The 24,113-nt window shown below is 63.5% G+C and carries 22 protein-coding genes and 2 pseudogenes; 15 read left to right on the top strand and 9 right to left on the bottom strand.

What is annotated here, in order from left to right:
- Positions 1-66: 66 nt before the first annotated feature.
- Positions 67-813, top strand: a complete 747-nt coding sequence (locus GWK50_RS13910) for a S24 family peptidase (RefSeq protein WP_242455379.1) — start codon at positions 67-69, stop codon at positions 811-813.
- A 68-nt stretch (positions 814-881) separates the two neighbouring features.
- Here the strand turns inward: GWK50_RS13910 and GWK50_RS13905 are convergent, their stop codons facing one another.
- The 6 genes from GWK50_RS13905 to GWK50_RS13880 all read right to left on the bottom strand — a co-directional run bounded on the left by GWK50_RS13905 (position 882) and on the right by GWK50_RS13880 (position 6,191).
- Positions 882-1,946 (bottom strand): DUF932 domain-containing protein, encoded by a 1,065-nt coding sequence (locus GWK50_RS13905; RefSeq protein ID WP_162016980.1) that lies wholly within the window; start codon positions 1,944-1,946, stop codon positions 882-884.
- A 276-nt stretch (positions 1,947-2,222) separates the two neighbouring features.
- Positions 2,223-3,236 (bottom strand): toprim domain-containing protein, encoded by a 1,014-nt coding sequence (locus GWK50_RS13900; RefSeq protein ID WP_162016979.1) that lies wholly within the window; start codon positions 3,234-3,236, stop codon positions 2,223-2,225.
- Positions 3,223-4,863, bottom strand: coding sequence for an ATP-binding protein (locus tag GWK50_RS13895; RefSeq protein ID WP_162016978.1), 1,641 nt, complete (start codon positions 4,861-4,863; stop codon positions 3,223-3,225). The genes GWK50_RS13900 and GWK50_RS13895 overlap by 14 nt, the downstream gene beginning before the upstream one ends.
- A 62-nt stretch (positions 4,864-4,925) precedes the next feature.
- Positions 4,926-5,255 (bottom strand): hypothetical protein, encoded by a 330-nt coding sequence (locus GWK50_RS13890; RefSeq protein WP_162016977.1) that lies wholly within the window; start codon positions 5,253-5,255, stop codon positions 4,926-4,928.
- An 11-nt stretch (positions 5,256-5,266) separates the two neighbouring features.
- Positions 5,267-5,515: a hypothetical protein gene (locus tag GWK50_RS13885; RefSeq protein ID WP_162016976.1), complete on the bottom strand. Its 249-nt coding sequence runs from the start codon at positions 5,513-5,515 to the stop codon at positions 5,267-5,269.
- Between the two features lie 73 nt (positions 5,516-5,588).
- On the bottom strand, positions 5,589-6,191 hold the full coding sequence (locus GWK50_RS13880) for a hypothetical protein (RefSeq protein ID WP_162016975.1): 603 nt from the start codon (positions 6,189-6,191) through the stop codon (positions 5,589-5,591).
- Between the two features lie 493 nt (positions 6,192-6,684).
- Between GWK50_RS13880 and GWK50_RS13875 the strand changes: the two genes are divergently transcribed.
- The 5 genes and pseudogenes from GWK50_RS13875 to GWK50_RS13855 form a co-directional block, all read left to right on the top strand.
- Positions 6,685-7,458: a DUF1845 domain-containing protein gene (locus GWK50_RS13875; RefSeq protein ID WP_242455378.1), complete on the top strand. Its 774-nt coding sequence runs from the start codon at positions 6,685-6,687 to the stop codon at positions 7,456-7,458.
- Positions 7,459-7,727: 269 nt separating this feature from the next.
- On the top strand, positions 7,728-8,138 hold the full coding sequence (locus GWK50_RS20095) for an AlpA family phage regulatory protein (RefSeq protein WP_347339528.1): 411 nt from the start codon (positions 7,728-7,730) through the stop codon (positions 8,136-8,138).
- A gap of 524 nt (positions 8,139-8,662) precedes the next feature.
- Positions 8,663-9,778 (top strand): Re/Si-specific NAD(P)(+) transhydrogenase subunit alpha, encoded by a 1,116-nt coding sequence (locus GWK50_RS13865; protein ID WP_162016974.1) that lies wholly within the window; start codon positions 8,663-8,665, stop codon positions 9,776-9,778.
- A 3-nt stretch (positions 9,779-9,781) separates the two neighbouring features.
- Entirely contained in the window at positions 9,782-10,102 is a 321-nt protein-coding gene (locus GWK50_RS13860) for an NAD(P) transhydrogenase subunit alpha (RefSeq protein WP_162016973.1), read from the top strand.
- A pseudogene (locus GWK50_RS13855) lies at positions 10,099-10,725 on the top strand (NAD(P)(+) transhydrogenase (Re/Si-specific) subunit beta); the annotation flags it as partial. The gene GWK50_RS13860 and the pseudogene GWK50_RS13855, both read left to right, overlap by 4 nt.
- Positions 10,726-10,850: 125 nt before the next feature.
- On the opposite strand, the pseudogene GWK50_RS20090 reads toward GWK50_RS13855, so the two are convergent.
- Positions 10,851-12,056 (bottom strand): annotated as a pseudogene (locus tag GWK50_RS20090) (GAF domain-containing protein); the annotation flags it as partial.
- A 126-nt stretch (positions 12,057-12,182) separates the two neighbouring features.
- Positions 12,183-12,458, bottom strand: a complete 276-nt coding sequence (locus GWK50_RS13845) for a DUF4242 domain-containing protein (protein ID WP_162016972.1) — start codon at positions 12,456-12,458, stop codon at positions 12,183-12,185.
- 341 nt (positions 12,459-12,799) lie between these two features.
- Here GWK50_RS13845 and GWK50_RS13840 point away from each other — a divergent pair, with 341 nt between their 5' ends.
- Together GWK50_RS13840 and GWK50_RS13835 are read left to right on the top strand one after the other, a co-directional pair.
- Entirely contained in the window at positions 12,800-14,308 is a 1,509-nt protein-coding gene (locus tag GWK50_RS13840; RefSeq protein ID WP_162016971.1) for an aldehyde dehydrogenase family protein, read from the top strand.
- Between the two features lie 130 nt (positions 14,309-14,438).
- Complete coding sequence (locus GWK50_RS13835) at positions 14,439-16,565, top strand: PQQ-dependent dehydrogenase, methanol/ethanol family (protein WP_162016970.1); 2,127 nt, start codon at positions 14,439-14,441, stop codon at positions 16,563-16,565.
- A 77-nt stretch (positions 16,566-16,642) separates the two neighbouring features.
- Here GWK50_RS13835 and pip read toward each other — a convergent pair whose 3' ends face one another.
- Complete coding sequence (pip, locus tag GWK50_RS13830; protein ID WP_277950306.1) at positions 16,643-17,599, bottom strand: prolyl aminopeptidase; 957 nt, start codon at positions 17,597-17,599, stop codon at positions 16,643-16,645.
- A 320-nt stretch (positions 17,600-17,919) separates the two neighbouring features.
- Here pip and pqqA point away from each other — a divergent pair, with 320 nt between their 5' ends.
- The 7 genes from pqqA to GWK50_RS13795 all read left to right on the top strand — a co-directional run bounded on the left by pqqA (position 17,920) and on the right by GWK50_RS13795 (position 24,096).
- Positions 17,920-17,994, top strand: a complete 75-nt coding sequence (pqqA, locus tag GWK50_RS20050; RefSeq protein ID WP_144730016.1) for a pyrroloquinoline quinone precursor peptide PqqA — start codon at positions 17,920-17,922, stop codon at positions 17,992-17,994.
- Between the two features lie 118 nt (positions 17,995-18,112).
- Positions 18,113-19,033, top strand: a complete 921-nt coding sequence (pqqB, locus tag GWK50_RS13820; protein WP_197905066.1) for a pyrroloquinoline quinone biosynthesis protein PqqB — start codon at positions 18,113-18,115, stop codon at positions 19,031-19,033.
- Positions 19,030-19,776 (top strand): pyrroloquinoline-quinone synthase PqqC, encoded by a 747-nt coding sequence (pqqC, locus tag GWK50_RS13815; RefSeq protein WP_162016967.1) that lies wholly within the window; start codon positions 19,030-19,032, stop codon positions 19,774-19,776. Before pqqB ends, pqqC begins: the two co-directional genes overlap by 4 nt.
- Positions 19,769-20,050 (top strand): pyrroloquinoline quinone biosynthesis peptide chaperone PqqD, encoded by a 282-nt coding sequence (pqqD, locus tag GWK50_RS13810; protein ID WP_162016966.1) that lies wholly within the window; start codon positions 19,769-19,771, stop codon positions 20,048-20,050. Before pqqC ends, pqqD begins: the two co-directional genes overlap by 8 nt.
- Positions 20,047-21,213 carry a pyrroloquinoline quinone biosynthesis protein PqqE gene (pqqE, locus tag GWK50_RS13805; RefSeq protein WP_162016965.1) on the top strand — a complete coding sequence of 389 codons (1,167 nt, stop codon included), beginning with the start codon at positions 20,047-20,049 and terminating at the stop codon, positions 21,211-21,213. The genes pqqD and pqqE overlap by 4 nt, the downstream gene beginning before the upstream one ends.
- A gap of 76 nt (positions 21,214-21,289) precedes the next feature.
- On the top strand, positions 21,290-21,784 hold the full coding sequence (locus GWK50_RS13800; RefSeq protein ID WP_162016964.1) for a (2Fe-2S)-binding protein: 495 nt from the start codon (positions 21,290-21,292) through the stop codon (positions 21,782-21,784).
- Entirely contained in the window at positions 21,781-24,096 is a 2,316-nt protein-coding gene (locus GWK50_RS13795) for a molybdopterin cofactor-binding domain-containing protein (protein ID WP_162016963.1), read from the top strand. The genes GWK50_RS13800 and GWK50_RS13795 overlap by 4 nt, the downstream gene beginning before the upstream one ends.
- The last annotated feature ends 17 nt before the right edge of the window (positions 24,097-24,113 follow it).

Below are 24,113 nucleotides of genomic sequence, written 5' to 3'. Positions count from 1 at the left end.
ATCGCGCACATCCGGTAACAAAAGTAGCAGTACAACACGCGGTTTCCGATAGGCAAGGAGACAAGCGTGACATCCACAAAAACTCCGGCGCGCTACCCCGCAAGGCATGTGCGTCCCCCTCGAAGGAACGGGCTTGTAGGTGGACAACGTGCCAGGGCTGGGCATGCAGGCCGCAATGCCGAAGAGGAGGGTGATCTCGACCTGGTTCCTGGTGTGCGCGACCGCCTGCATGCCAGACTAGTGGCCATGGGCATACCCGCCGCGAAGGAGGTTTCCTTTGTGGCCGGCATCACGCAGCGGGCGGCGCAGAGCGTGCGTCGTTGGTTTGACATCCAGGAGCCCGGGTTGCCGGATCTCGAATCCTTTGCACGACTGTGCGTTGGCCTGGGGTGCAGCGCGGACGAGATCATCGGTGTCCTTCATCGCGAGGTGCGCGATTCCGATCACGGCACTCCAATTGTCCAAATGGCCAACTGCATTCGCGCGATCACCGATTCTCTGGTGTGGCGGGGTGAACTGGGAATTCCGATCCGTGTGCTTGGCGACGAGATGGCACCACGCTTGCGGACTGGGGACATCGTGTTTGTGAACACGGCCATCACCCGTATCGAAGGCAATGGGATATACGCGTTCACCCGCGACAACGAAGTTCTTATCCGCCGCGTTGACCAGCGGATTGACAAGAGCATCGTGCTCCAATGCGACAACAAGGCCTACCGGGATCATGAATGGACAGGGGCCGCTGCGGCCAAGCGTTCGGGCGTCAGTCTGCTTGGCAAGGTTCATGGCGGGATCAGCGTGCAGTTGTTCTGACGGAAAGTCGTTCAGATCAATGGCGGATTGCAGGAGGGATTGCCCCTCCTGCAGCCGCGACACGTTTATCAGGCGGCTTCGGCCAGTGGCTTCCACTCGGATGCCGACAACTCGATGAGCTTGCCGCCCAGCACCTCGAACTCGGTGGCTCGGTCGTAGTCCTCGACCTCCTGGCTGTAGTGGGTCACCGCGTTGACTAGGCCATAGCCCGACAGGTCACCTCCTGCCACCAGATGACGCAGCACGCCCGAGCGCTCCGCATCGTTGAGCGTGTAGCGCTGGGCCAGCACCTCCACGCTCTGCACAGGATTGCCAACGATCTGGATGCCCATGGTCCGCTGCATCTTGGCGGCGGCCTGCCGGAAGGTCACGTCGGACACGGCTGCCTGGACCACATCGCGCACCTTGAGGAAGAACGCCTTGTCGTCGGCGAGCAGGGTGTCGTCCTGGTAGACCGTGACACCTTCATCTTCCAGCGCCAGTGCGCGGCCCACATGGGTCTTGCGCAAGGTGCGGTCCGCCACGATCAGACCATTGCGGCACACGAGCCGGAACAGCAGGGGCTGCACCGACAGGGTGCCCTGCCCGACCTCGGAGTTCGAGATGGCGATGCCGGCCTGCACGATGTCTCCAGGCGCCATCTCGTACTGCAGCTTCGACGTGACGCACTTGAGGTACATGCGCGTCTCGGTCAACTCCACGGACTCGAACGTGAGCCCGGACAAGCCCTGCAGGATCGGCAGGACATGCTCGGCCAGGTCGTAGTTGTCCAGCCGGCGGTAGCGGTCTGACAGCACGGCGCGCACATTGCCATCGAGCGTGCGCAGCAGACGCCGGTCGCCCTCGCTTTGCAGCCAGGTGTTGACGTTGCGGTCCAGCAGCGCCGGCTGGCTTTCGCGCATGCGTTCGAAATAGGCATACGGGATGTTCAGCTTGTCGGCGAGTTGTCGGCGCGCGAGCGGGGTCACGCCATATGCCGCCGGTCCGCTTGCCTCCTCGACCACGAGGGTCGTTCCACCGCCTTCGCTGGTGCTGTGGTGCACCAGGGGCGAGGGAACGACCAGATCCTTTTTGGTGTCGAGCTGGCGTTGCAGTTCATGCGCCAAGCTCACCAGGGTACGTCCGCTTCTCATGACAATCTCCTTCGATTGCGAAAAGCGGGGACGGCTCTCCCCCACGGGGATGCGCATCCCCGCAAGGGCTGATGAAGGACCGGCAGGTGCCGATCCACTGTGAGCGCGACCGAGGTCGCGCGTGAAACTCCAAGGCTGCCTTCGCCGCACGACCGAAGTCGTGGCGGCCTGGTCTGGCAGCGACCAGCGGGAGAAACCTTTGCAGTGCGGGCTCGGCTGGCCGAACCCGCGCTGAAAAAGCGGGGGAGGGCGCGATGCCCATCCCCCAAACCAGAATCACGCGGCGCGCAGCAGCACGGCTTCCTGCCGCTGGCGCCACACGTCGGCCCAGTCCGAGCCCGCCTGCCGTGGCAGGAAGACGCGGACCGTACGAGGGCCACCCTTGGCCTCTTCGCGCTTGAGCCGGCGTGCGAGCGCGTAGGCGCTAGCTTGTCCGGTGAAGTCGCCGTCGGCGTCGTTGTCGCCGTAGACGCACACGCTGCGCACCGTGTCCGGGACCCAGAGCTTTTCCAGGTTGCCCGCGCTCAGCGCGCACCACACCGGCTTGCCAGTCGCCAGGAAAACCGCGATGCCGGTCTCGATGCCTTCGCACACGGCGAGCTCGTCGGTCGCCTCGGCCAGTCGCACGCAAGCGCCTGCGAAGCCGCTGCTGAGCACCTTCTTCGCATCCGGTGCATCGAGCTTGCGGCCCGCCTGCAGATAGGTGCGGTGCAGGGTGATCGCCCCTTGCGCGTCCTGCACGCTGGCCAGCATCGCGGGATACGTGGCCACCTTGTGTGCCTTTGCCGCGCCTTCCTTCTGGTAGTAGCCCAGAGTGGGGTGAAAGCGAAGCGAGGCGGGATAGCTGTCCAAAGCGAGCCCACGGCCGCGCAGGTAGCGGTCGACCTCGTCGCCGATCGTGACCGCCCGCGCTTCGCTCCAGATGCGCTGCACCAGCTTCTTCATGCGCTCCGGTGCGGCCGCGTCGTTGGCCGAATCTGGCCTGGCCGGCGGCAGCATGCCCAGCACCTTCTCGACCGCGCACAGGGCGGTGTGGAAGTCCATGGCCTTGCAGGCCTGCAGCAGCTTGAAGCCGCCACCCGGGCCGCACTTGCGGCAGTGGTAGTTCCCCTCACCGTACTTGTCGGTGTACTGAAAGCGGTCCACCCCATCCTTGCAGACCGGGCAGGGCAGGGACTTGCGCTTGAGCAGCCGCTCGTCCAGCCCCAGGGCACCGAGGATCTCGGTCCAGCGCCCGTGCGCACGCTGCTTGACCGCTTCCACGCGGGCCGCGTATTCAGCGTTCTGCATGGCCGTCTCCCCCGGGCATGGCGACCGCCTCGGTGGAACCGAGAAGCTCCACCGTGCAGCCTGGCATGCTACCTTGGCCTACCGTGACCTCGAACTGTCGGCCATGCAGCAGCGGGTACTTCCCGAGGTGCAGGTCCGCCAGCAGCGAGCTGAGTGTGTCCACCGGGTCGGTGGAGCGCAGCAGGCGGATGAGGTCGGCCAGGGCGTCGCGGTCAGCTTCCATCTCGTCTTCGCGATAGCGATCGTTCCCATCGACGAAGTCCGACAGCTGGCGCACCGGCTCGCCGGAGTTTTCTCCGGCAGGGACTAGGATGTCGCCGTCCAGGCAGACGCCTTCGTTTCCGACGTCCACCTTGTGCACGCCCACACGGATGTGAACGGACTCACAGACAATCACCAGGGGATTGACCCAACGGCCTTCGAGTGTGGCGCGCGCCGTCTCCGACCGCACCTCGATCTGGGCCTCCTGGTCTTCGATGTAGCGGACGTGAGGTTGCAGCCAGTGGCCCGGATCGAGCACATAGGCCTCTGCGGCCAGCCACTGCTTGTGCCTGGCGAGCATCCAGTGTCCCGTGTTCTCGCCGTCAGGCCAGCCCAGCGACACGACGGTCACCCGGCCTTCCTCGATGTCTTCGCGACTGGGGGCGGAGGCCACCGGTTCGACGTAGTCACGCTCGGCATGGCGCGCCTGGATGGGATAGCCGACGATGCGCTCGAAGAGCGCTGCGGGCAGGACGTCCAGGTCGTTGAGCAAGTCCACGTGCCCCCACTGCTTCATCGCGTCGAAGTAGGTGTCGACGAACTCCACGGCGGGCAACTGCGTGCGGGCCACCTCCAGCACCGTCCGCCAGGACTGCTTGAACTGGGCCTCGACCCGGCGCAACTGCTGGTCTGCGTCAATCAGCGTGTCCCTGTCGGGCAGGCGAGCCATGAACTGCTGCGGATCCAGGTGGACGACATTGATCTCGCCCGCGCTGTAGTACGTGGGCCGCTTGACGCAGAAGCCCTGGAGGAATACCAGCGAGTTCCGCGCGGCCTTGCCGCTGCGGTTGCCCGCGACGTGCACGGCGCCGATCGGCGTGGCCATGAACGGCAGGCGATCCTCGGCGTAGCGCCGTTCCAGCGACTGGCCATTGAAGACCACGTCGACGGGGAAGCCCTCGCACAGCTCCTCCATACGCTGCGCCAGGTCGGCGATGTCGACGCCGTGCAGTTCGATGACGGTCCCGCTGATCGCCTGTGTCGCGGTCTGGACCTCGAACGCTTCGCGCCGCAGCGCGGCGACCGTGTCGATGTCCACGCACCGGTCGCCCGAAAGGACCACGACGCGCGCCGCGGCGTACAGGCACTTCGTGAATCCGATCCCGAAGGGATGTTCCTGGGCGATGGTGTCGCCGTCCCAGCCGGACTCATGGAAGCTCAGCAGCTTCTGGAAGTCTTCGATGCCGAGCCCGTCGTCTTGCACGCGCAACATCTGCTTATCGACCTGGTGGTCGATGACGATGTGCAGCGCGCCCGCACGGCGGGCGTTCTGCAGCAGCTCGCTGACCAGCGTGAAGCGGTCGGTGAAGGCGTAGCGCTGGTTGCGTAGTGCGCCTTCTTCGTTGATGTGAACCTGGATCTTCATGGAGATCTCCTGAATGCCAGTGAACCTCCCACGAGGGCGGCCCGCTGACGGGGTGGTGGGTATCAGGCGCGTCCGCTCGTGTCGCGGGGCACCGATGCTGTGAACAGCTGGCCGCAGGCCAGCGCCTGGGCGAGGCCGTGTTCCTCGAACTCCCAGGGCAACAAGTGCCGACAGTCCAGGACTTGGCCGCGCGCGTCCAGGCGCTCGACCTTGAAGCCCAGCAGGTGCCAGTGCACCCGGTAGACCAGGCGGTCGGCGCCGGCGATCACGAAGCCCCGGCCGGCGCGGCCGGTCAGGATTTCGCTTTCCTTCACGAGGAACTCGATGTCGCCGAGATCGCGCACCGGAAGCAGGGCCTCCACGCGACGCGGCTGATGTGCGGTGTGTTGCATGGTTCGACTCCTCATTCGTGGTCCGGCACGCAGGCTGGTGCAGAGATGGATGCCGGTGCGCTACGGCGCACCGGCATCGGATCGACGAAAAACAGGGGCGCGTGCTCTGCCGTGGTACCGGGCGGCACAAAGCAGGGCGGTAGCGTTTCCTCGCGCATGGCTTCTTCCATGGCGATGGCATCCTGGTAGTCCAGGTGGCCGGTCAAGCCGTAGGCCACGAAGATCGCCAGGAGGCAGAGAACGTCCCTCCAATCGGTCATTGGTGGACTCCTTTCAAGGTTGCAGAGTGGGGCGGGGAGCGCTCCCTCGGTTGGGGGTGTCAGGCCGGAGCAGTCAGGCGAACAGATCGCCCTCGAGTGCGGTGCGCCTTATCGCTTCGTTGATCCACTGAGGGTTGCGGGCAAGTCGGGACTCGACCCATTCGGGGTGGTCAACGATGGCCTCGCGCACCCAGCTTGGGTAGCGCATCAGGGTTTCGCGTAGCCAGCTGTGCATGGCGCAGCGGATGACGTCCCGGACTTCTTCGACGTCGACCAAGCCGCAGTACGGCAGGGGCGACAAAGGGCTGCAGCCCACCACGCGAAGGCAGGACACGAAGCTGAACGGCTTGCGATCCTTCTCGCGCTCGGTGAACACCCAGCGCAGCGTGTCGAACTTCTCTTCGAGCGGTGTCTCGGGATCGGCCAGTCGACCGATCTCCTTGAGCAACCGCCAGTGCAGCAGCACGATGTCCTCCTCGCTCCATTCGACGGGAGCTCTGTCGTCTGTGGCGTCGAGCATCGCCGCAGCAGTTGCAGCCGGGACGATGTGTGCATTCCCCGTCTGCAGTCGTTCGAGCAGGACCTGGAAGACCGGTCGCTCGGCGTGCTCGCTTTCGGACATGATTCCGATCGGCGGGCAAGGACGGATCTCGGATGAGATGCTGTGGCTCAGCATGGTTGGCTCCTTGGGATAGCGGCAGGAGCCAACGCGCCTGTCTGGGGGCTGTTAGCCCCCAGGGGGTGGATGGATGAACGGATCCGTGTGGCGGATCGGGGATTTCAAGGCTGGCTTGGGCACGGATCGATGTGCCATGGGGCCGGTGCGCCAGCGACCGGCAGGGAGAAAGCTTTCGGCGCCAGGCCGAGGGCGTGACTGCCCCCAGGCTGGCCTCGAAAGCCGCCGACGGGAAGCATTGGGTAGAGACAGCGATCCAGAGCATGTCGCGCTCAGACCGTGCCGACGGAACTCCAGGGCTTGCCAGGGGTGCAGGGCCAGCTACTGCATGCCTCCCACGGTAGAGGCCGAACCCTTATGCGTCAATGCCCGAAGCGCCATCAGTCTGCCCCGATGCCGAAAGCAGCCTGACTTCGTGGCCGTTTCGCGTGGCGATGCGCCAAGGTCTTGCCGATCATTTCTCCGAAGCTCGTTGTACCAGGAGAAGATGACTATGGCTGACCTCGATTTCGTCAAGCACGACCAGGGGGGTGTCAATGCCCGCATCCTTGCCCGGGAAACCAAAGCCGACTTCCGGCGAGTGGAGGCTGCGAGCCTGAAAATTAAGGCCAGCTTTGCGAGCGCCGAGGGGAAGCGCCTGTTCATCCGGTACTTCAATACCTTTCAGCTGGGCATCCATTTCATCTCGGTGATCTCGCGAACCAAGCTCAATCATGAAGATGTCGCGAAAGTAGAAGGGCTCATTCGCGAGCAGATGGACAAAGTTGCCGAGCAACTGAACCAGGCTATTGATGGCGCGGAGGCGCTCTTCAAGGCCAACGGCATTACCAGTGTCGCTACATATGACACGATTGCCTTGGAGTTGGAGGTCGGTGTGTTGTCTTCGAGTAGCCGCAGATATCTGGAGATCTTGGGCAAGCTTGATCAACTGATGCCTTTGCTGCAGACCCTGGAAATCCATGAGGTCATCACCACGCAGGCAGTCGACATCGAGCGGGCTGCGCTCAAGCGCCGCGTGCGTGACGTAGCGAACGGCGCGCGAAACCTTGCTGGCCGGTTGCGACGGGAGATGAACGCTCTGGACGCTCGAAAGAGCGCGGTCGTGTCTATTGCCGCGGATGTGGCGCAACTTTCCGGCAACGAAGTCGATGGTGGTAGCGCGAAGGCAGTTCCCGGCGCTGAGGATAGTGCAAGCAGGGGCTTCGCCGATGGCACTCAGACGGTAGAGATGCCCGAGGATGACGCCGTCTCAGCACGTTCCGTGTAGTACTACTGCATCTCCACGCGAAAACACGCGCTTGCGCCGTCGATTGTTCGCGAGGCGTTCGGCCCAAGACGCACAGCAGGCAAGTGCGGAGTAGAGTTTCATTGAAGGGTGTGCGATCGCATCGTCGCTCATCTTCTGTCCGGCTTGCCGTACGCGTCGCAGTCGTTACCTGCCTGCTGGTTCAATTTAGAAACACTTAGCATAGAACTCGGTCTCAGATTTTGGGCCGTTGCGGCAACGTGACCCTGCCATTCTGACGTGGCGCTTCGATGCGCGACTGCACGTCGGTGTACACATCATCCTCTAGCCGATTGGAACGCCGGCTGAAGGGAAAGGAAGTTCTGCGTTCCTCGGCAGCGGATTTCTTTCAGACCACATCCGCTGCGACAGAGCTGGTCATGCCCTCGCCTCTTGGACGTCTATCCAGGAAAGGAATGATCATGCAAGACACGTCATCTTTACCGCCCGGCCTTACATCCGAGCAACATGGTGAATCGCTGGTGCTGCCTACCAGCGGCTTTGTGCGACAGAAACTGTTGCTTCACTTTATCCCGTTCTCCAAGTCGACTCTTTGGCGCCAAGTCAATGCAGGCCTGTTTCCTGCGCCTGTTCCTATCTCACCCGGAATCACTGCATGGCGTGCAGAGGAGGTTCGTCGTTGGATAGCGGAGAGGAGGTAGCAATGTGATCGTTGTGGACGACTGGACGATCCGCGTCCGAATCCGCTGAATGCCACCACAGATTGCCACCTCAGATGCTGTACATGCGGAGCTACCGTGATGCAGCGCGCTCCGCTGACTAAGGTCAATGGCGATCTCCGCAGCATGAACGTCATGCGCAGACGCAGCCTCACCGATGCTGCCACTTTGACGAACGACGCTGATGGCGGAGCTTGTCCGCCGCGCCTATCCATGCGCTGCAGGGACAGCCCTGGAGCCCCTATTTGAGGCCAATCTGTGCCGCGGGCACGGGAAAACCCGAATTCTCCGACATGAATTTTACTTTAGAGTAAGTGAAAAATCTTTAGGGTAAACTGCGTGACGACAAAGCAAAATCCATCTCCGCTTTGTCAGCTACAAGTCCCTGTCGTTCGTCAATTCGGCTGAACCAAGGGCGTTGGCGGTGCCTTGTGCGCGCACAAGATCCTTAGGAAGTCACGCCGCTTCACCTTTAGCAAACGCCGCTATTCGTCAAGGAATCTCAAATGCTGATAGGAGTACCCGTCGAAACGACGGCGGGCGAAACCCGGGTAGCTGTTACGCCCGAGACGGCCAAGAAGCTCAAATCTCAAGGCTACGTGGTGAAGGTGCAATCAGGGGCCGGTGCGTACGCCAACGCACCGGATGCCGCCTACGAGGCGGTAGGTGCGGAGATCACCGACGCGGCCGATGCCTTTGGCTGCGAGTTGGTGCTCAAGGTGTGCGCCCCTTCGGCGGTCGAGCTTGCGCTGATGAAGCCCGGTACCACCGTGGTGGGGATGCTCAACCCCGTGGACGGAGAGGGCCTGCAACGCCTCGCAGGTGCGGGCCTCACCGCCTACGCACTGGAGGCCGCGCCGCGAACCACGCGCGCGCAGAGCATGGACGTGCTGTCCTCACAGGCCAACATCGCCGGCTACAAGGCCGTGATGATGGCGGCTGACAAGTACCAGCGCTTCTTCCCCATGCTGATGACGGCCGCCGGCACCGTGAAGGCCGCGCGCGTGGTCATCCTCGGCGTGGGCGTGGCAGGTCTGCAGGCCATTGCCACGGCCAAGCGCCTGGGCGCGGTGATCGAGGCGTCGGACGTGAGGCCGAGCGTGAAGGAGCAGGTCGAATCGCTGGGCGCCAAGTTCATCGACGTGCCCTACGAGACCGCCGAAGAGAAGGAAGCCGCCGAAGGCGTGGGCGGCTACGCCCGCCCCATGCCCCTGAGCTGGTTGGAGCGCCAGAAGGTGGAAGTGGCCAAACGCGTGGCGCAGGCTGACGTGGTCATCACCACCGCGTTGATCCCTGGCCGTGCCGCGCCGGTGCTGGTGACGGAGGAGATGGTCAAGGCCATGAAACCGGGTTCGGTGATCGTGGACCTGGCGGCGCCGGCCGGTGGCAACTGCCCGCTGACCGAAGCCGGCCAGACGGTCGTCAAGCACGGCGTGACCCTGGTGGGCGAGACCAACCTGCCCGCGCTGGTGGCGGCCGATGCCTCGGCGCTGTACGCGCGCAACGTGCTGGACTTCCTCAAGCTCGTCATCAACAAGGAAGGCGCGCTGCACCTGGACCTGGAAGACGACATCGTGGCCGCCTGCCTGATGGCGCATGCGGGCGAAGTGAAAAGGAAATAAGCGATGGAAGCCGTGTCTCCCGTGATCATGAACCTGATCATCTTCGTGCTGGCCATCTACGTGGGCTACCACGTGGTGTGGACGGTGACGCCCGCGCTGCACACGCCGCTGATGGCGGTGACCAACGCGATCTCGGCCATCGTCATCGTGGGCGCCATGCTGGCCGCCGCGCTGACCGAAGGCACACTGGCCAAGTCCATGGGCGTGATCGCCGTGGCACTGGCGGCGGTCAACGTCTTCGGTGGCTTCCTGGTCACGCGCCGCATGCTGGAGATGTTCAAGAAGAAAGACAAGAAGTCCGCAGTCAAGGGAGAACACGCATGAGTATGAACCTCGTCACGCTGCTCTACCTGATCGCCAGCGTCTGCTTCATCCAGGCTCTCAAGGGCTTGAGCCATCCCACCACCTCTATCCGTGGCAATCTCTTCGGTATGACCGGCATGGCGATCGCCGTGTTGACCACGGCCGCGCTGATCGTCGAGCTGGCTGGGGGACAGGCGCTGGGCCTGGGCTACGTGCTGGCGGGCCTGGTGGTGGGCGGTGGCGCGGGCGCCATCATGGCGCAGCGCGTGGAGATGACCAAGATGCCGGAGTTGGTGGCCTTCATGCACAGCATGATCGGTCTAGCGGCGGTGTGCATCGCAGTGGCCGTGGTGGCCGAACCCTGGGCCTTCGGCATCGTGGTCAAAGGCGCGGCCATTCCTGGCGGCAACCGGGTGGAGCTCGCGTTGGGCGCCTTCATCGGTGCGGTCACCTTCTCGGGTTCGGTCATCGCCTTCGGCAAGCTCAGCGGCAAGTACAAGTTCCGCCTGTTCCAGGGTGCGCCGGTGGTGTTCACGGGGCAGCACAAGCTCAACCTGGTGCTGGGCTTGGCTACGCTGTTCTTCATTTTCGGCTTCTGGCATTCGCAAAGCTGGATCGACATCGTGCTGGTGATCGCACTGGGAAACACCTCGCTGCATCCTTGTTTGCGTAAGTCCGGTTGGTGTTCGGCAGGGCCAGCTTGCCCGCCTGTTTTTTCCATGTGGCGATAAATCAAGCCGCGTGACACGCCCAGAATGCGCGCCGCTTTGGACACGTTGCCACCACATTCAGCCAGGGTTTTCGCAATCCATTGCCGATCTGCTGCGCGCAGGCTGATGGGTGTGGCTGGCTGTTGCGGCTGAGCGGGTGCGAAGGGCGGTGGCGAAGCGGATTCCGTGACAGCAACTGCGGCGGGTGCCGCCGCTGCGAGTGAAGCGGGCGGCGCAGCCATGTCAGCGGCAGGCAAGCTACCAAGATGAAACGAGGCCGCGTCGCGTTCATACCCATGCAGGCGGGCGCGCAGCCACAGAGCGAGTCCATTGGGGAGCCTGTGCAGTGCGGGTTCGCGGTGGCGACTCCAGGCTGCAAGTTGTGTTGGCGTTATGCCGAGCGCTTCGTGGGCGGACGCTGGCCTGGCGCGATCCTGCATTGGACTTTTCTGTGGCAGCCCCAGAAGACGCGCTGCTGCGTCATTGCACCAGCACAGCTTGCCATTGGCATCCACGCCGATCAGGCCTTCCATGGGGGTGTCGATCATGCTCGGCAGGGTGTGCAGATGCACGACGATCTGCTCGTGCGCCTGGGCTTGCAGCAGCCGGTTTTCGATCCCTGCGGCATGAAGGATCACCACCGAGGGCGCGTCAAAACCGAAAGCTTGCGCTTCGATGGAAACATTCAAAATCCCCACCAGCTTGCGCTGGGCGTCATGGATGGGCGCCGCAGCGCAGTGCAGAGTTTGCAGACAATCGAAAAAATGCTCGCCTGCACGCACGACACAAGGCTGGCCCGTGCGCGCGACCAAACCCGGGGCCGTAGTCGCAACAACCTCTTCTGCCAGGTTGACGCCTGTTCGGCAAGCCCGTGATAACAAAAAGCTATCTGCATTCACTGGCTGTATGACCTCCAGCACCACGCCTGTGGCATCGGTCAATACGGCCTGGCAGCGTGTATCTGCAAGCAAGACCTGCAGTTGCCTCAAGTCGTGCGCTGCCACGTCGAGTAGTGTGCGGTTGCGCGTCTGTGCCGTGTGAATGCGGCTGCGGGTAACGAGGTCGAACTCCACCGGCTCACTGGGCTTTCTATGGGCCTGCAGACAGCGGTTCCAGGACTGGATCACGCCCTCGCTCACGACCCCGCTGGGGCGAACGCCTTCTTCAAAAAATTGCTCGCGCGCGTGCGCCAGACGCTGCGCTTCCGAAGCAAAGAAGGGAGGCGGTAGAGTCCGGCTCGTGTGCGTTTTGGGAGAGACTGGCATGGTGCTCCTCACTCGCATAGCAGGACTAGTGATAGTGTGCGTGTGGGGTGTGTCATTGACATCTCTATACGCTCCATACGTTCACCCAGCGTTCATAGCCCGCCGGGCGAAGGCAGCGCAAGCCGTTCAGCCCTGTGCCGTGGCAGGGTCGATGACGGCCGCCACGGGCGTGATCTTGTTGGCAGGGATGCCCGCCTTGGCGGCATGGGTGCGGATCAAGGCCTCGTCCGGGGCGTTGTAGATGCAAAAAATCTTGTCGCCGGTGACGTAACTGTGTTCCCACTGAATGCTGGGCCCCAGTTCCCGGATCACTTGGTTGGAGCTTTGCGCAGCCCCCTTGAGCTGCTCTGCAGACATGCTTCCGGCGCCGGGGATTTCCCGCTCGATGACAAATTTAGGCATGGATAAGCCTCCTGAAGTGAATATAGAAAAACAAAAAACATTTCCTCTTTCCAGAGAGGCCAGGAAATTAAAGATGAAAAAGTCCAAGGCGTCCAATCCGTGCAAACCCTGATTCAAAAAGAGGCGACATGCGCCCACGAGCGGCCATGCGTGCGCATTGGAATAGATGGCTGCTCCATATCGGAACAGTTCCTGACCTAGGGAAAGTACCGAGTTCTTCTTCCACGGACGGATCGGTAACTTTGCGGCCGTGGAGTTGAATGGGCTTTGCACCTGGCTCCACGTTGCAGGCGCAAACCCGCTGCATGCGACTGGCATGCACGACACCCGAGGAACAAACCATGAACATCTCTGACATTCAACACCTGATCACGGAAAAAGCCGCCAAGTTTCTGGCGCGTGGAACGCACTCCCTGCTGATCGACGGCCAATGGATCCAGGCGCAAAGCGGCCAGACCATGGACGTCATCAATCCAGCCAACGAAGAGGTTCTCGGCAAGGTGCCCTCAGCCGGCAAGGCCGACGTGGAGCTGGCGGTGAGTGCTGCGCGCCGGGCCTTCGACCACGGCCCCTGGAGCAAAATGCACGGCACGGAACGTGAACGTCTGCTGCTCAAGCTGGCCGACCTGCTCGAGGCCAATGCCCAGAGTTTTGCCGAAGTCGAAGCCATGGATAATGGCAAATCGGCCGCCATTGCGCGCGCTGTCGATGTGGCTGTTTCCATCGATACCCTGCGCTACATGGCGGGCTGGGCCACCAAAATTGAAGGCGCGACCACTGACATTTCGGTTCCGATTGCGCCGCAGGCCGAGTTCGTGACCTTCACGCGGCGCGAAGCGGTTGGTGTGGTCGCTGCCGTCGTGCCGTGGAACTTCCCGCTGCTGATGGCGGTGTTGAAGCTGGCGCCGGCCCTTGCCGCCGGCTGTACGGTGGTGCTCAAGCCGGCGGAACAAACGCCCCTCACGGCCTTGATGCTGGGCGAGTTGATCCTCGAAGCCGGCTTCCCTCCTGGGGTGGTGAACATCATCATCGGTGACGGCCCCTCTGCCGGGGCTCCGCTGGTCAGCCACCCTGGCATAGACAAGGTCAGCTTCACGGGCTCGACCGAGGTGGGCAAGCTGATCGGCAAGGCTGCGGTCGAGAACATGACGCGCTTTACCCTGGAGTTGGGTGGCAAGTCGCCGGTGATCGTGCTCGACGACTGCGACCCCGCCACGGCTGCCGCTGGTGCCGCGCAAGCCATCTTCTTCAACCACGGACAGGTTTGCTGCGCCGGCTCCCGCCTGTACGTGCAGAAAAAAATGTTCGACCGCGTGGTGGCCGACGTGGCACAAATTGCCGAATCCATGCCACTGGGCCATGGTCTCGATCCGGCCGCGCAGATGGGGCCGCTGGTGTCACGCGAGCAGTTGGAGCGCGTATGCAATTACATCGATATCGGCCGCGCGCAGGGGGCGCAGGTCGTCACCGGCGGTGGCCGTGCCAAAGACAAAGGCTACTACATGCAGCCCACGGTACTGACCAACGTCAACCAGGGTATGCGCGTACAGCAGGAAGAGATTTTTGGGCCCGTGCTGACTGCCATGCCTTATGACGATCTGGACCAGGTTGCCGCCTGGGCCAATGACACCTCTTATGGCCTGGGCGCAAGCATCTGGTCGAACAACCTTTCCAAGGTGCATCGCCTGATTCCGAAGATCAAGGCAGGGACGGTCTGGGTCAACTGCCACAGCATGCTCAACCCCGCCATGCCTTTTGGGGGCTACAAGCAGTCTGGCATAGGGCGTGATCTTGGCAAGGCGGCTTTGGATTCTTACCTCGAAACCAAATCGGTTTTCATCGCGGTTTGAACCAGTCATCCAAACTTGCGTAAGGCAGGATCAAAACGAGGTATTACTGTGTGACATGCCTTGTCCTGCTCTGACCAGCACGGGTTCTACCCATCATTTCACGTCCAATTCAACTCTCACAGGAGACACCATGAAACGCCCATACTCCTCCCAAACCGTATTGCCCGTGCTTGCAGCATCGATGCTGCTGGCGGCCACGCAAACGAGCATGGCCGAACCAGCCCAGGCATCCGCTGCGCGCATTGCTGCGGCGACCCGCAAAGTCGATGGCAACTTCATCCGCGCCAACGAAGCCAAAACCAATGACTGGCCCAGCTACGGCCTGGACTACGCCGAAACGCGCTTCAGCAAGCTCGACCAGATCAACACCAGCAACGTCAAGAACCTGGGCCTGGCCTGGTCGTACAACCTAAACTCCACGCGTGGCGTCGAAGCCACGCCGCTCGTCGTGGACGGCATCATGTACGTCACGGCCTCGTGGAGCGTGGTGCACGCCATCGACGTGCGCAGCGGCAAAAAAATCTGGACCTACGACCCCAAGGTGCCCAAGGCGCTCGGCTACCGCGGCTGCTGCGACGTGGTCAACCGCGGCGTCGCGCTGTACGAAGGCAAGGTCTATGTGGCCTCGTTCGACGGCCGCCTGATCGCCCTCGACGCCGCCACGGGCAAAAAAGTCTGGGAAAAAGACACCATCATCGACCACAAGCGCTCCTACACCATCACCGGTGCGCCGCGCGTCTTCAAAGGCAAGGTCATCATAGGCAACGGCGGCGCCGAATACGGCGTGCGCGGCTACATCACCGCCTACGACGCCAAGACCGGCGCACAAAAATGGCGCTGGTTCACCGTGCCCGGCGACCCGAGCAAACCCTTCGAAGACGAATCCATGGCCCGCGCCGCCAAGACCTGGGACCCGAGCGGCAAGTACTGGGAAGCGGGCGGCGGCGGCACCGCGTGGGACACGCTGACCTTCGACCCCGAACTCAACCTCATGTACGTGGGCACGGGCAACGGCAGCCCCTGGTCACAGCGCAAGCGCAGCCCCGCAGGCGGCGACAACCTGTACCTGGCCTCCATCGTCGCGCTCGACCCCGACACCGGCAAATACGTCTGGCACTACCAGGAAACGCCCGGCGACAACTGGGACTACACCTCCACCCAGCCCATGATCCTGGCCGACCTCAAGATCGAAGGCCAGCCGCGCAAGGTCATACTGCACGCACCCAAGAACGGCTTCTTCTACGTCATCGACCGCACCAACGGCAAACTCATCTCGGCCAAGAACTTCGTCGATGTGAACTGGGCCACGGGCTACGACGCCAACGGCCGCCCAATCGAAACGCCCGATGCGCGCCCCGAAGGCAAGCCGTACGATGCCATCCCCGGCCCCTACGGTGCGCACAACTGGCATTCCATGTCCTACAGCCCCGACACGGGCCTGGCCTACCTGCCGGCCCAGCATGTGCCGCTGACGCTGCAGGACAACAAGAACTGGAAGTTCAACGGTGGCTCCCTGCCCGAGCCGCACAGCAACATCGGCTGGAACACGGCCACGCTGATCAACATGGAGCCGCCCAAGAGCACGCCCTTCGGCCGCCTGATCGCCTGGGACCCGGTGGCGCAAAAGGAGCGCTGGCGCGTGGAGCATGTCTCGCCCTGGAACGGTGGCACCCTGACCACGGCGGGCAACCTGGTGTTCCAAGGCACGGCCGATGGGCGCTTCGTTGCCTACAACGCCAAAACGGGCGAAAAGCTCTGGGAAGTCGCCACCGGCACCGGCGTCGTCGCAGCCCCGGTGACGTACATGGTCGATGGCAAGCAGTATGTGTCGATTGCCGTCGGCTGGGGCGGCGCATATGGGGTATCCACGCGCTTTACGGACCGGGGTGGTCCGGGAACGGTCTATACCTTCGTGCTCGATGGCAAGGCACCCATGCCTGACTTCGTCGCTTACCAGCAGGGTGCGTTGCTCAGCGGCGTCAAATACAACCCTGCCGACATCGAGGCCGGCACGGCGCTGTACGTGAGCAACTGCGTGTTGTGCCACGGTGTACCAGGTGTGGATCGCGGCGGCAACATTCCCAACCTTGGCTACATGGACACCGCGCGCATCGAACACCTTGACAAATTTATCTTCAAGGGCCCGGCGACGGAGCGTGGCATGCCCGACTTTACGGGCAAGCTGAGCATGGAGGACGTGCAAAAGCTCAAGGCTTTCATCCAGGGCACGGCGGACGCCATACGGCCGAAGAAGTGAGCGTAAAACAACGGCGGTGCGTGCTTTCGGGCGGTCTCTACCTTATCTGGCGGGCTTACGGAAATGCTCCAACGTATTCATGCAAGCCCGCCATCCTGCCCCGCAAGTGCAAGGGCCTGTGTTGCCAGCGCTTGCACCATGCGCGGCTCGAAGGGGTTGTGCCCTGTTTCTTCGATCCAAAGCAAGCGACTGCCAGGCAGCCGCGCATGCACCTCCCACGCGGCGATGGGGCGGCATACCCAATCCAGGCGGCCATGAAGCAAGATGGTCGGAATGCCATGCAGACGCTGCAAATGCTTGAGAAAAAAGCCCTCATTCCTGCCGAAACATCCGTGGCGCAAGTAGTGCGCCTGTATGCGGTATTTATCGACCAGAGTGCGGGCAAGCTCTGGCGCCACGCCATGGCGTGGCGCGACCAGCCGGCGTTCCGTCACGCAGGCTTCCCAAGCCTCCCAGGCCAAGGCAGCGGCCAGCGCTTCTTCGGGCGCGCCTTCCAGCACCGCGTGCGACAAAGATGCCAGCGCGCCATCCGCGGTTGCGCTGGGAAACTGCTGCACCAAGGCCTGCCAGGCATCGGGCAAAAGCACGCGCACCTGATGGAAAAACCAGTCCAGGTCTGCCTTGCGCCCCAGAAACACGCCGCGCAGCAGCAAGCCTTTGCACACCGAAGGATAAGCTGCAGCGTAGGCAAGCCCCAGTCCCGCTCCCCAAGAGCCGCCGACCACCAGCCACTGCGCAATGCCCAAGTGCTTGCGCAACTGCTCCAGATCGCGCAGCAAGTGGAGGGCGGTATTGGCGTGCAGGCCGCCCCTGGGCGTGCTGCGGCCGCAGCCGCGTTGATCGAAAAACACCATGCGAAAACGTGTGGGGTCGAACAATCGCCGATGTGCAGGACTGCAACCGCTGCCGGGGCCGCCATGGAGAAACACCAATGGCACCCCTTCGGGGTTGCCGCATTGTTCGTGATAAACCCTATGGCCGCCTCCCACAGCCAGCATTCCACTGGTATAAGGGGCTATCGGTGGATAAAGCATGGAAGGCATGAAAAGGTGCGTATGTCAAGAGGGCGGGTTGTCAATTCTAGGAGCCTGTCGGACTTTGGAATCGTCGGCTGCGAATGCGCCGCAGCGGCCCATTTTTTACCGTCTTCTTGCCCCATAGTCCCGCTATGGGGCTGCGAATCCGGCAAAAACTGGTCTCGCTGGGGCGCATTCTCGCTTTCGACGCCCAAAGCCCGACAGGCTCCTAGGGATTATCCCTAGGGAGCTTGCCGGGCAAAACTGGCACACTGAATCTGTCCCTTCGGATCATCCGAAGGATTTTTGTTCCTCCAAACCTTGAAAGGAGTATCACCATGAAATGGGAAAAACCTGCTGCAATCAATATGCGCTTTGGTTTTGAAATCACCATGTATATTGCAGTTCGCTGAAATATAAATCCCGTCAAGCTGCCTTGGCGGGATTTATATTGAAAAGTTGCTGCGACATGCGGCATGAATAAATGTTCCTGCCTCCAGGAAATTAGTGTCACGATCATCGACGGGCTTTATTTTGAAAATCCACATTCTCGGTTCTGCCGCCGGTGGCGGCTTTCCGCAGTGGAATTGCAACTGCCTTCACTGCACGGCCATACGCAGCGGCAGCCCAGATTACCGCGCGCGCACGCAGTCTTCGATTGTGGTGAGTGGCAACCACACAGATTGGCTGCTGTTCAACGCATCGCCTGACATCCTGCAGCAGCTGCGCGCATTTCCGGCGCTGCAGCCAGGGCGCACGCTGCGCGACACTGCCATCCGCGCCATCTTTTTGATAGACGCGCAGATCGACCACACTACCGGCCTGTATATGCTGCGCGAGCACCGCGAGCCCCTGCAGATATGGTGCCATGCCTTGGTGCGCGAAGACCTCACGCACGGCAATCCTATATTCAACCTGCTGCGCCACTATTGCGGGGTGCAGTGGCACGATGTCCCTCTGCACGGGGAAGGCTTTGCCATCCCGGCTGTGCCGGGGATCGGGTTTGATGCGCTGCCACTTATCAGCAACGCTCCGCCGTATTCACCGCACCGCGACCGCCCCCAGCCGGGCGACAACGTAGGCGTGACGCTGACCGACCAGCAAACCGGCAAAAAGCTTTTTTATGCTCCCGGTCTCGGCCAGATGGAGCCGCATGTCTGGGCGGCCATGCAAGCGGCTGACTGCGTGCTGGTCGATGGTACGCTGTGGAGCGACGATGAAATGATCGCACTCGGCGCATCCCGAAAAACCTCGCGTGCCATGGGGCACCTTCCGCTGAGCGGGCCTGGCGGCATGCTCGAATGGCTGGAGCAACTGCCCCGTCGCACGCGCAAGGTGCTGATCCATATCAACAATACCAACCCGATCCTGAATGAGCGCAGCCCTGAGCGGCAAGAACTCACGCGCCGCGGCATCGAGGTGTCCTACGACGGTATGGAGATCGAACTGTGAGCCAACATCACCTCCCACCTCCCTGGAGCAAGGAAGAATTCGAGGGAAAGCTGCGCGGCAAAAGCAGCAGCTACCACATCCATCACCCTTTCCACGTGATGATGGCCGAGGGCAAGCTGACGCAAAAGCAGCTGCAAGGCTGGGTGGCCAACCGCTTTTACTACCAGATTTGCATCCCGATCAAAGACGCAGCCATCCTGTCCAACTGCGATGACCGCGAGATTCGCCGCGAGTGGATCCAACGCATTCTCGACCACGATGGCTACAAGATCGGCGGCATCGAAGACCCGGGCGGGATTGAGGCCTGGATTCGCCTGGGTGAAGCCGTCGGCCTGACGCGCGAAGCCGTCACGTCCTTGCGCCATGTGGCGCCGGCTGCGCGCTTTGCCGTGGATGCCTACGTGAACTTCGCACGGCGCCAGCCATGGCAAGAGGCCGTGGCATCCAGCCTGACCGAGCTGTTCGCCCCGCACATTCATCAGCAGCGCATAGACACCTGGCCCACGCAATACCCGTGGGTACAGACGCAAGGCCTGCACTATTTCAAGCAGCGCCTCACACAGGCGCGTCGCGACGTGGAACACGGGTTGCGCTTCACGCTGGACTATTTCAGCCAGACACGTGCCATGCAGGAGCGTGTGCTGGACATACTGCAGTTCAAGCTCGACGTTCTGTGGGCCCTGGCCGATGCCATCATGCTCGACCAATGCCACATCGAGATCAAGGGGCCCAAGCATGGCTGAGCTGCCTTCCCTGACGCCGCAGGAGCGCCCGCGCCTGGCCGGGCACTTCCGCCTGCAATGGGAGGAGGCGCAAAAGGCCTGGGTGCTGCTTTACCCGGAAGGCATGGTCAAGCTCAACGCCAGCGCCGGGGAAATCATGCGCAGGATCGACGGCTGCAAAACGGTGGGCGAGATCGTGGCGGAACTGGAGCATGCCTTCGCCACCGCGGGGCTGGCCCAGGATGTGCATGACTTTCTGGTCATTGCACAACAGCAAGGCTGGATCAAGACATGAGTGAGCCTGCCACCCAGGCTTTTGCAGCTGGCGGCCCGGACATCGGCCCGCCGCTCTGGCTGCTGGCCGAGCTGACCTATCGCTGTCCGCTGCATTGCGTCTTTTGCTACAACCCCGTCGATTTTGCCCACGCCGGCCCGGAGTTGGGCACGGACGATTGGCTGCGCGTGCTGCGCGAGGCGCGCGCCGCGGGCAGTGTGCAATGCGGCTTTTCAGGCGGCGAACCCCTGCTGCGCGACGACCTCGAGGTGCTGGTGGCCGAAGCGCACCGGCTGGGCTTCTATACCAACCTGCTGACTTCCGGTGTGGGCCTGACGCAGCAGCGTGCCGCGGCCCTCAAAGCCGCAGGCTTGGACCACATCCAGCTCTCCTTTCAGGACTCGACCAAAGAGCTCAACGATTTTTTGTCCCACACCAAGACGTTCGATCTCAAGCGCCGCGTCGCCGACACGATCAAAAGCCATGGCTGGCCCATGGTGATGAACTGTGTGATCCACCGCCAGAACATAGACCACATCGGCACCATCATCGAGCTGGCGGTGGAGCTCGGCGCCGAATACCTGGAGCTGGCGAACAACCAGTATTACTCGTGGGCTGCCCTCAACCGGGATCAACTGCTGCCCTCGCGCGCGCAGTTGCAGCGTGCCGAAGCCCTGACCAACGACTATAGGCAAAAGCTCGGCGACAGGATTCGCATTTTTTTCGTGGTGCCCGATTACTATGAAACCCGCCCCAAAAAGTGCATGAACGGTTGGGGCAACGTGTTCCTGACCATCACGCCCGATGGCTATGCGCTGCCTTGCCACACGGCGCGCATGCTCCCGGACATCGACTTCCCGAACGTGCGCGACATGCGCGTGGACGACATCTGGCACCGCTCACCCGCCTTCAACCGCTTTCGTGGTTTTGCGTGGATGAAAGAGCCTTGCCGCACCTGCCCGGAAAAAGAAAAGGACCTGGGCGGCTGCCGTTGCCAGGCCTTCATGCTGAGCGGCGACGCGGCGAATGCCGACCCGGTGTGCAGCAAATCGCCCCAGCATGCGCTGGTCGAACAAGCCGTTGCGCGCGCCCAACTGCCTGATGCCGAACGCGTGGACGCCAAACCTTTGGTGTTTCGCGATCCGGCCAATGCACGGCCCGCGTCCCGATTTTTTGAACCGTGAGGGATACGCGCGCTGGGCTCCCTCGGGCAGCAGTCGGAATGCGCGCGCATATCAAAAAGCATAGCAAGGAGACGCCATGGACTTGCACGTCAACGGCAAAAATCACCCCCTGCAAGGCGACCAGGTCGCACCCGAAATGCCCTTGCTCTGGGCGCTGCGCGACGTGCTGCAGCTCACGGGCACCAAGTTCGGCTGCGGCATCGGCGCCTGTGGCGCGTGCACCGTGCACCTGGATGGGCAGGCCGTGCGCTCCTGCGTGACGCCGCTGTCTGCCGTGCAGGGGCGCGAGGTGCGCACGATAGAGGGGCTGGCCTCGCCCGCCGGCCTGCACGCCTTGCAGGCCGCCTGGATCGCGCAGCAGGTGCCGCAGTGCGGCTACTGCCAAAGCGGCATGCTCATGGCCGCGGCAGACTTGCTCGCGCGCCACCCGCAGCCCAGCGACGCCCAGATCGACGAGGCCATCAGCAATCTGTGCCGCTGCGGCACCTACCCGCGCGTGCGCGCCGCCATCCATGCCGCGGCCCGGGCGCAGCCCACGGCAGCCGCGCCCACGGCCGAGGTGATGCGATGAAGCGCCGTACCTTCGTGTTGAGCGCCCTCGGCGGCGCAGGGCTGCTCGTGGTCGGCTGGGGCGTGGCGCCGCAGCGCGCGCGCCTGGGCAAGCCTGAGGACTTTGCCGGCAGCCAGGGCGAGATTGCGCTCAATGGCTGGATCCGCATCACCGCGCAGGGCCGCGTGGTGATGGCCATGCCACGCGCCGAAATGGGGCAGGGCGTGCACACGGCGCTGCCCATGCTGGTGGCCGACGAGCTGGACCTGCCGCTCGAATGGGTCAGCACCGAAACCGCAGGGCCGCAATCCATTTACGGCAACGTGGCCATGTTCGTCGCGTCGCTGCCTTTTCATCCGCGCAGCACCCAGCCGGGCCAGGAGACGGTGGCGGCGCGCACGGGCCAATGGTTGGTCGGCAAGCTCGCGCGCGAGCTGGGTCTGAGCGTGACCGGCGGCTCTTCGACCGTGACCGACGCCTGGGAGCCGGTGCGCCTGGCCGCGGCCACGGCGCGCGCGCAGCTGGCGGCTGCCGCAGCCCAGCGCTGGGGCGCGCCCGCCGCCGAAGTCCAGGTGCGCGATGGCGCGCTGCAGCATGGTGCGCGCCGGGCCCACTTTGGCGAACTGGCCGCAGCGGCCGTGCGCATCCACCCTGAGCATGTGCGCCCCAAAGCCCCGGCGCAGCGCAAGCTCGTCGGCCAGGCTGCGCCGCGCCGCGACATGCCCGCGAAGGTCACGGGGCAGGCCGTGTTCGGCATCGATGTGCGGCCACCCGGTTTGCTGTTTGCCGCCGTGCGCATGGCACCCATGCTGGGCGGCGGCGTGGGCGCGCTGCGCAACGAAGCCGAGGTGCTGCGCATGCCCGGCGTGCAAAAGTGCCTGCGCCTGGGCGCACACGCTGGCGCCACGGCAGGCGTGGCCGTGGTGGCGCACACCACCTGGCATGCGCTGCGCGCAGTGCAGGCGCTCGACGTGCAATGGCAGGCGCCATCGGACGACCAGGGCCAGCCCAGGCCGCCGCAGGCGCTGGCCGATTCCGACCGCATCCTGCAGGCCCTCGCGCGCGAAGCCAAGCAGGGCAACGGCGGCACCACGTTCCACAGCCGCGGCGATGCCGCGCAGGCCGAAGCCCAGGCGCGCCACCAGCTCGAGGCAACGTACCAGGCCCCCTACCTGGCGCACGCCACCATGGAGCCCATGAACGGCACTGCCTTGCTGCAGGACGGCCGGCTGACGCTGTGGCTGCCCACGCAAGTGCCCTCGCAGGCGCGCAAGCTCGCGGCCAAGGCGGCGGGGGTGGACGAAGCGCACGTGGCCTTGCGCGTGACCCTGCTCGGCGGCGGCTTTGGCCGGCGCCTCGAAGTGGACTACGTGCTGCAGGCGGTCGAGGCCGCCCAGGCCATGCCAGGGCGGCCGGTGCAAGTCCTCTGGCCACGCGAAGAGGACACGACGCACGACTTTTACCGCCCCGCGAGCGCCGCGCACCTGCGCGCAAGCTGGGGTGCGGACTGGGGCACGGTGGGTGCGCGCCCGCAAAGCCTGCGCGTTCACAGCGCGGGCGATGCCATCACGCCGCGCTGGATGGCGCGCACGCTGCCCGCGCTGGCCGGCCCCGTGGACATGCCCGACAAAACCGCCATGGAGGGCCTGTTCGACCAGCCCTACGCCATCGCGCACCAGCACATGCGCCATGCCGCCACGCGCAACGAGGTGCCCGTGGGCTTCTGGCGCTCGGTGGGGCATTCGCACCATGCGTTTTTCATCGAGAGCTTCGTCGATGAGATGGCGGCCGAGAGCAAGATGGACCCGGTGGCCTTCCGCCTCTCGCTGCTCGCCGACATGCCGCGCCATGCGGCCGTGCTGCGCCTGGCGGCGGACAAGGCCGGCTGGGGCGCTCCGCTGGCCGCAGGCCGCGCGCGCGGCGTGGCTTTGCACGAGTCGTTTGGCAGCATCGTCGCGCAGGTGGCGGAAGTCTCGCTCGACCAAGGCGCGCCGCGCGTGCACCGCGTGGTCGTGGCGGTGGACTGCGGCACCGTGGTCAACCCCGGCATCGTCGCGCAGCAGATGGAGAGCGGGGTGATCTTCGGCCTCACGGCCGCGCTGCATGGCCGCATCGACGTCAAAGACGGCATGGTGCAGCAGAAAAACTTTCCCGACTACCCGCTGCTGGGCCTGGCGCAAAGCCCGGTCATCGAAACGCACATCGTCCCGAGCAGCCTGCCCCCGACGGGTGTCGGCGAGCCTGGCACGCCGCCCATCGCGCCGGCCGTGGCCAATGCCTTGTTTGCCTTGACCGGCAAGCGTCTGCGTGCGCTGCCCCTGCGGCTGGGCTAGATTTTCGTTGGCACAAG

The sequence above is a fragment of the Acidovorax sp. 210-6 genome, from assembly GCF_010020825.1.
GTDB lineage: Bacteria > Pseudomonadota > Gammaproteobacteria > Burkholderiales > Burkholderiaceae_C > Simplicispira > Simplicispira sedimenti.
The sequence above is the reverse complement of the archived record's forward strand: the minus strand, read 5'-3'. Positions and strand labels throughout refer to the sequence as shown.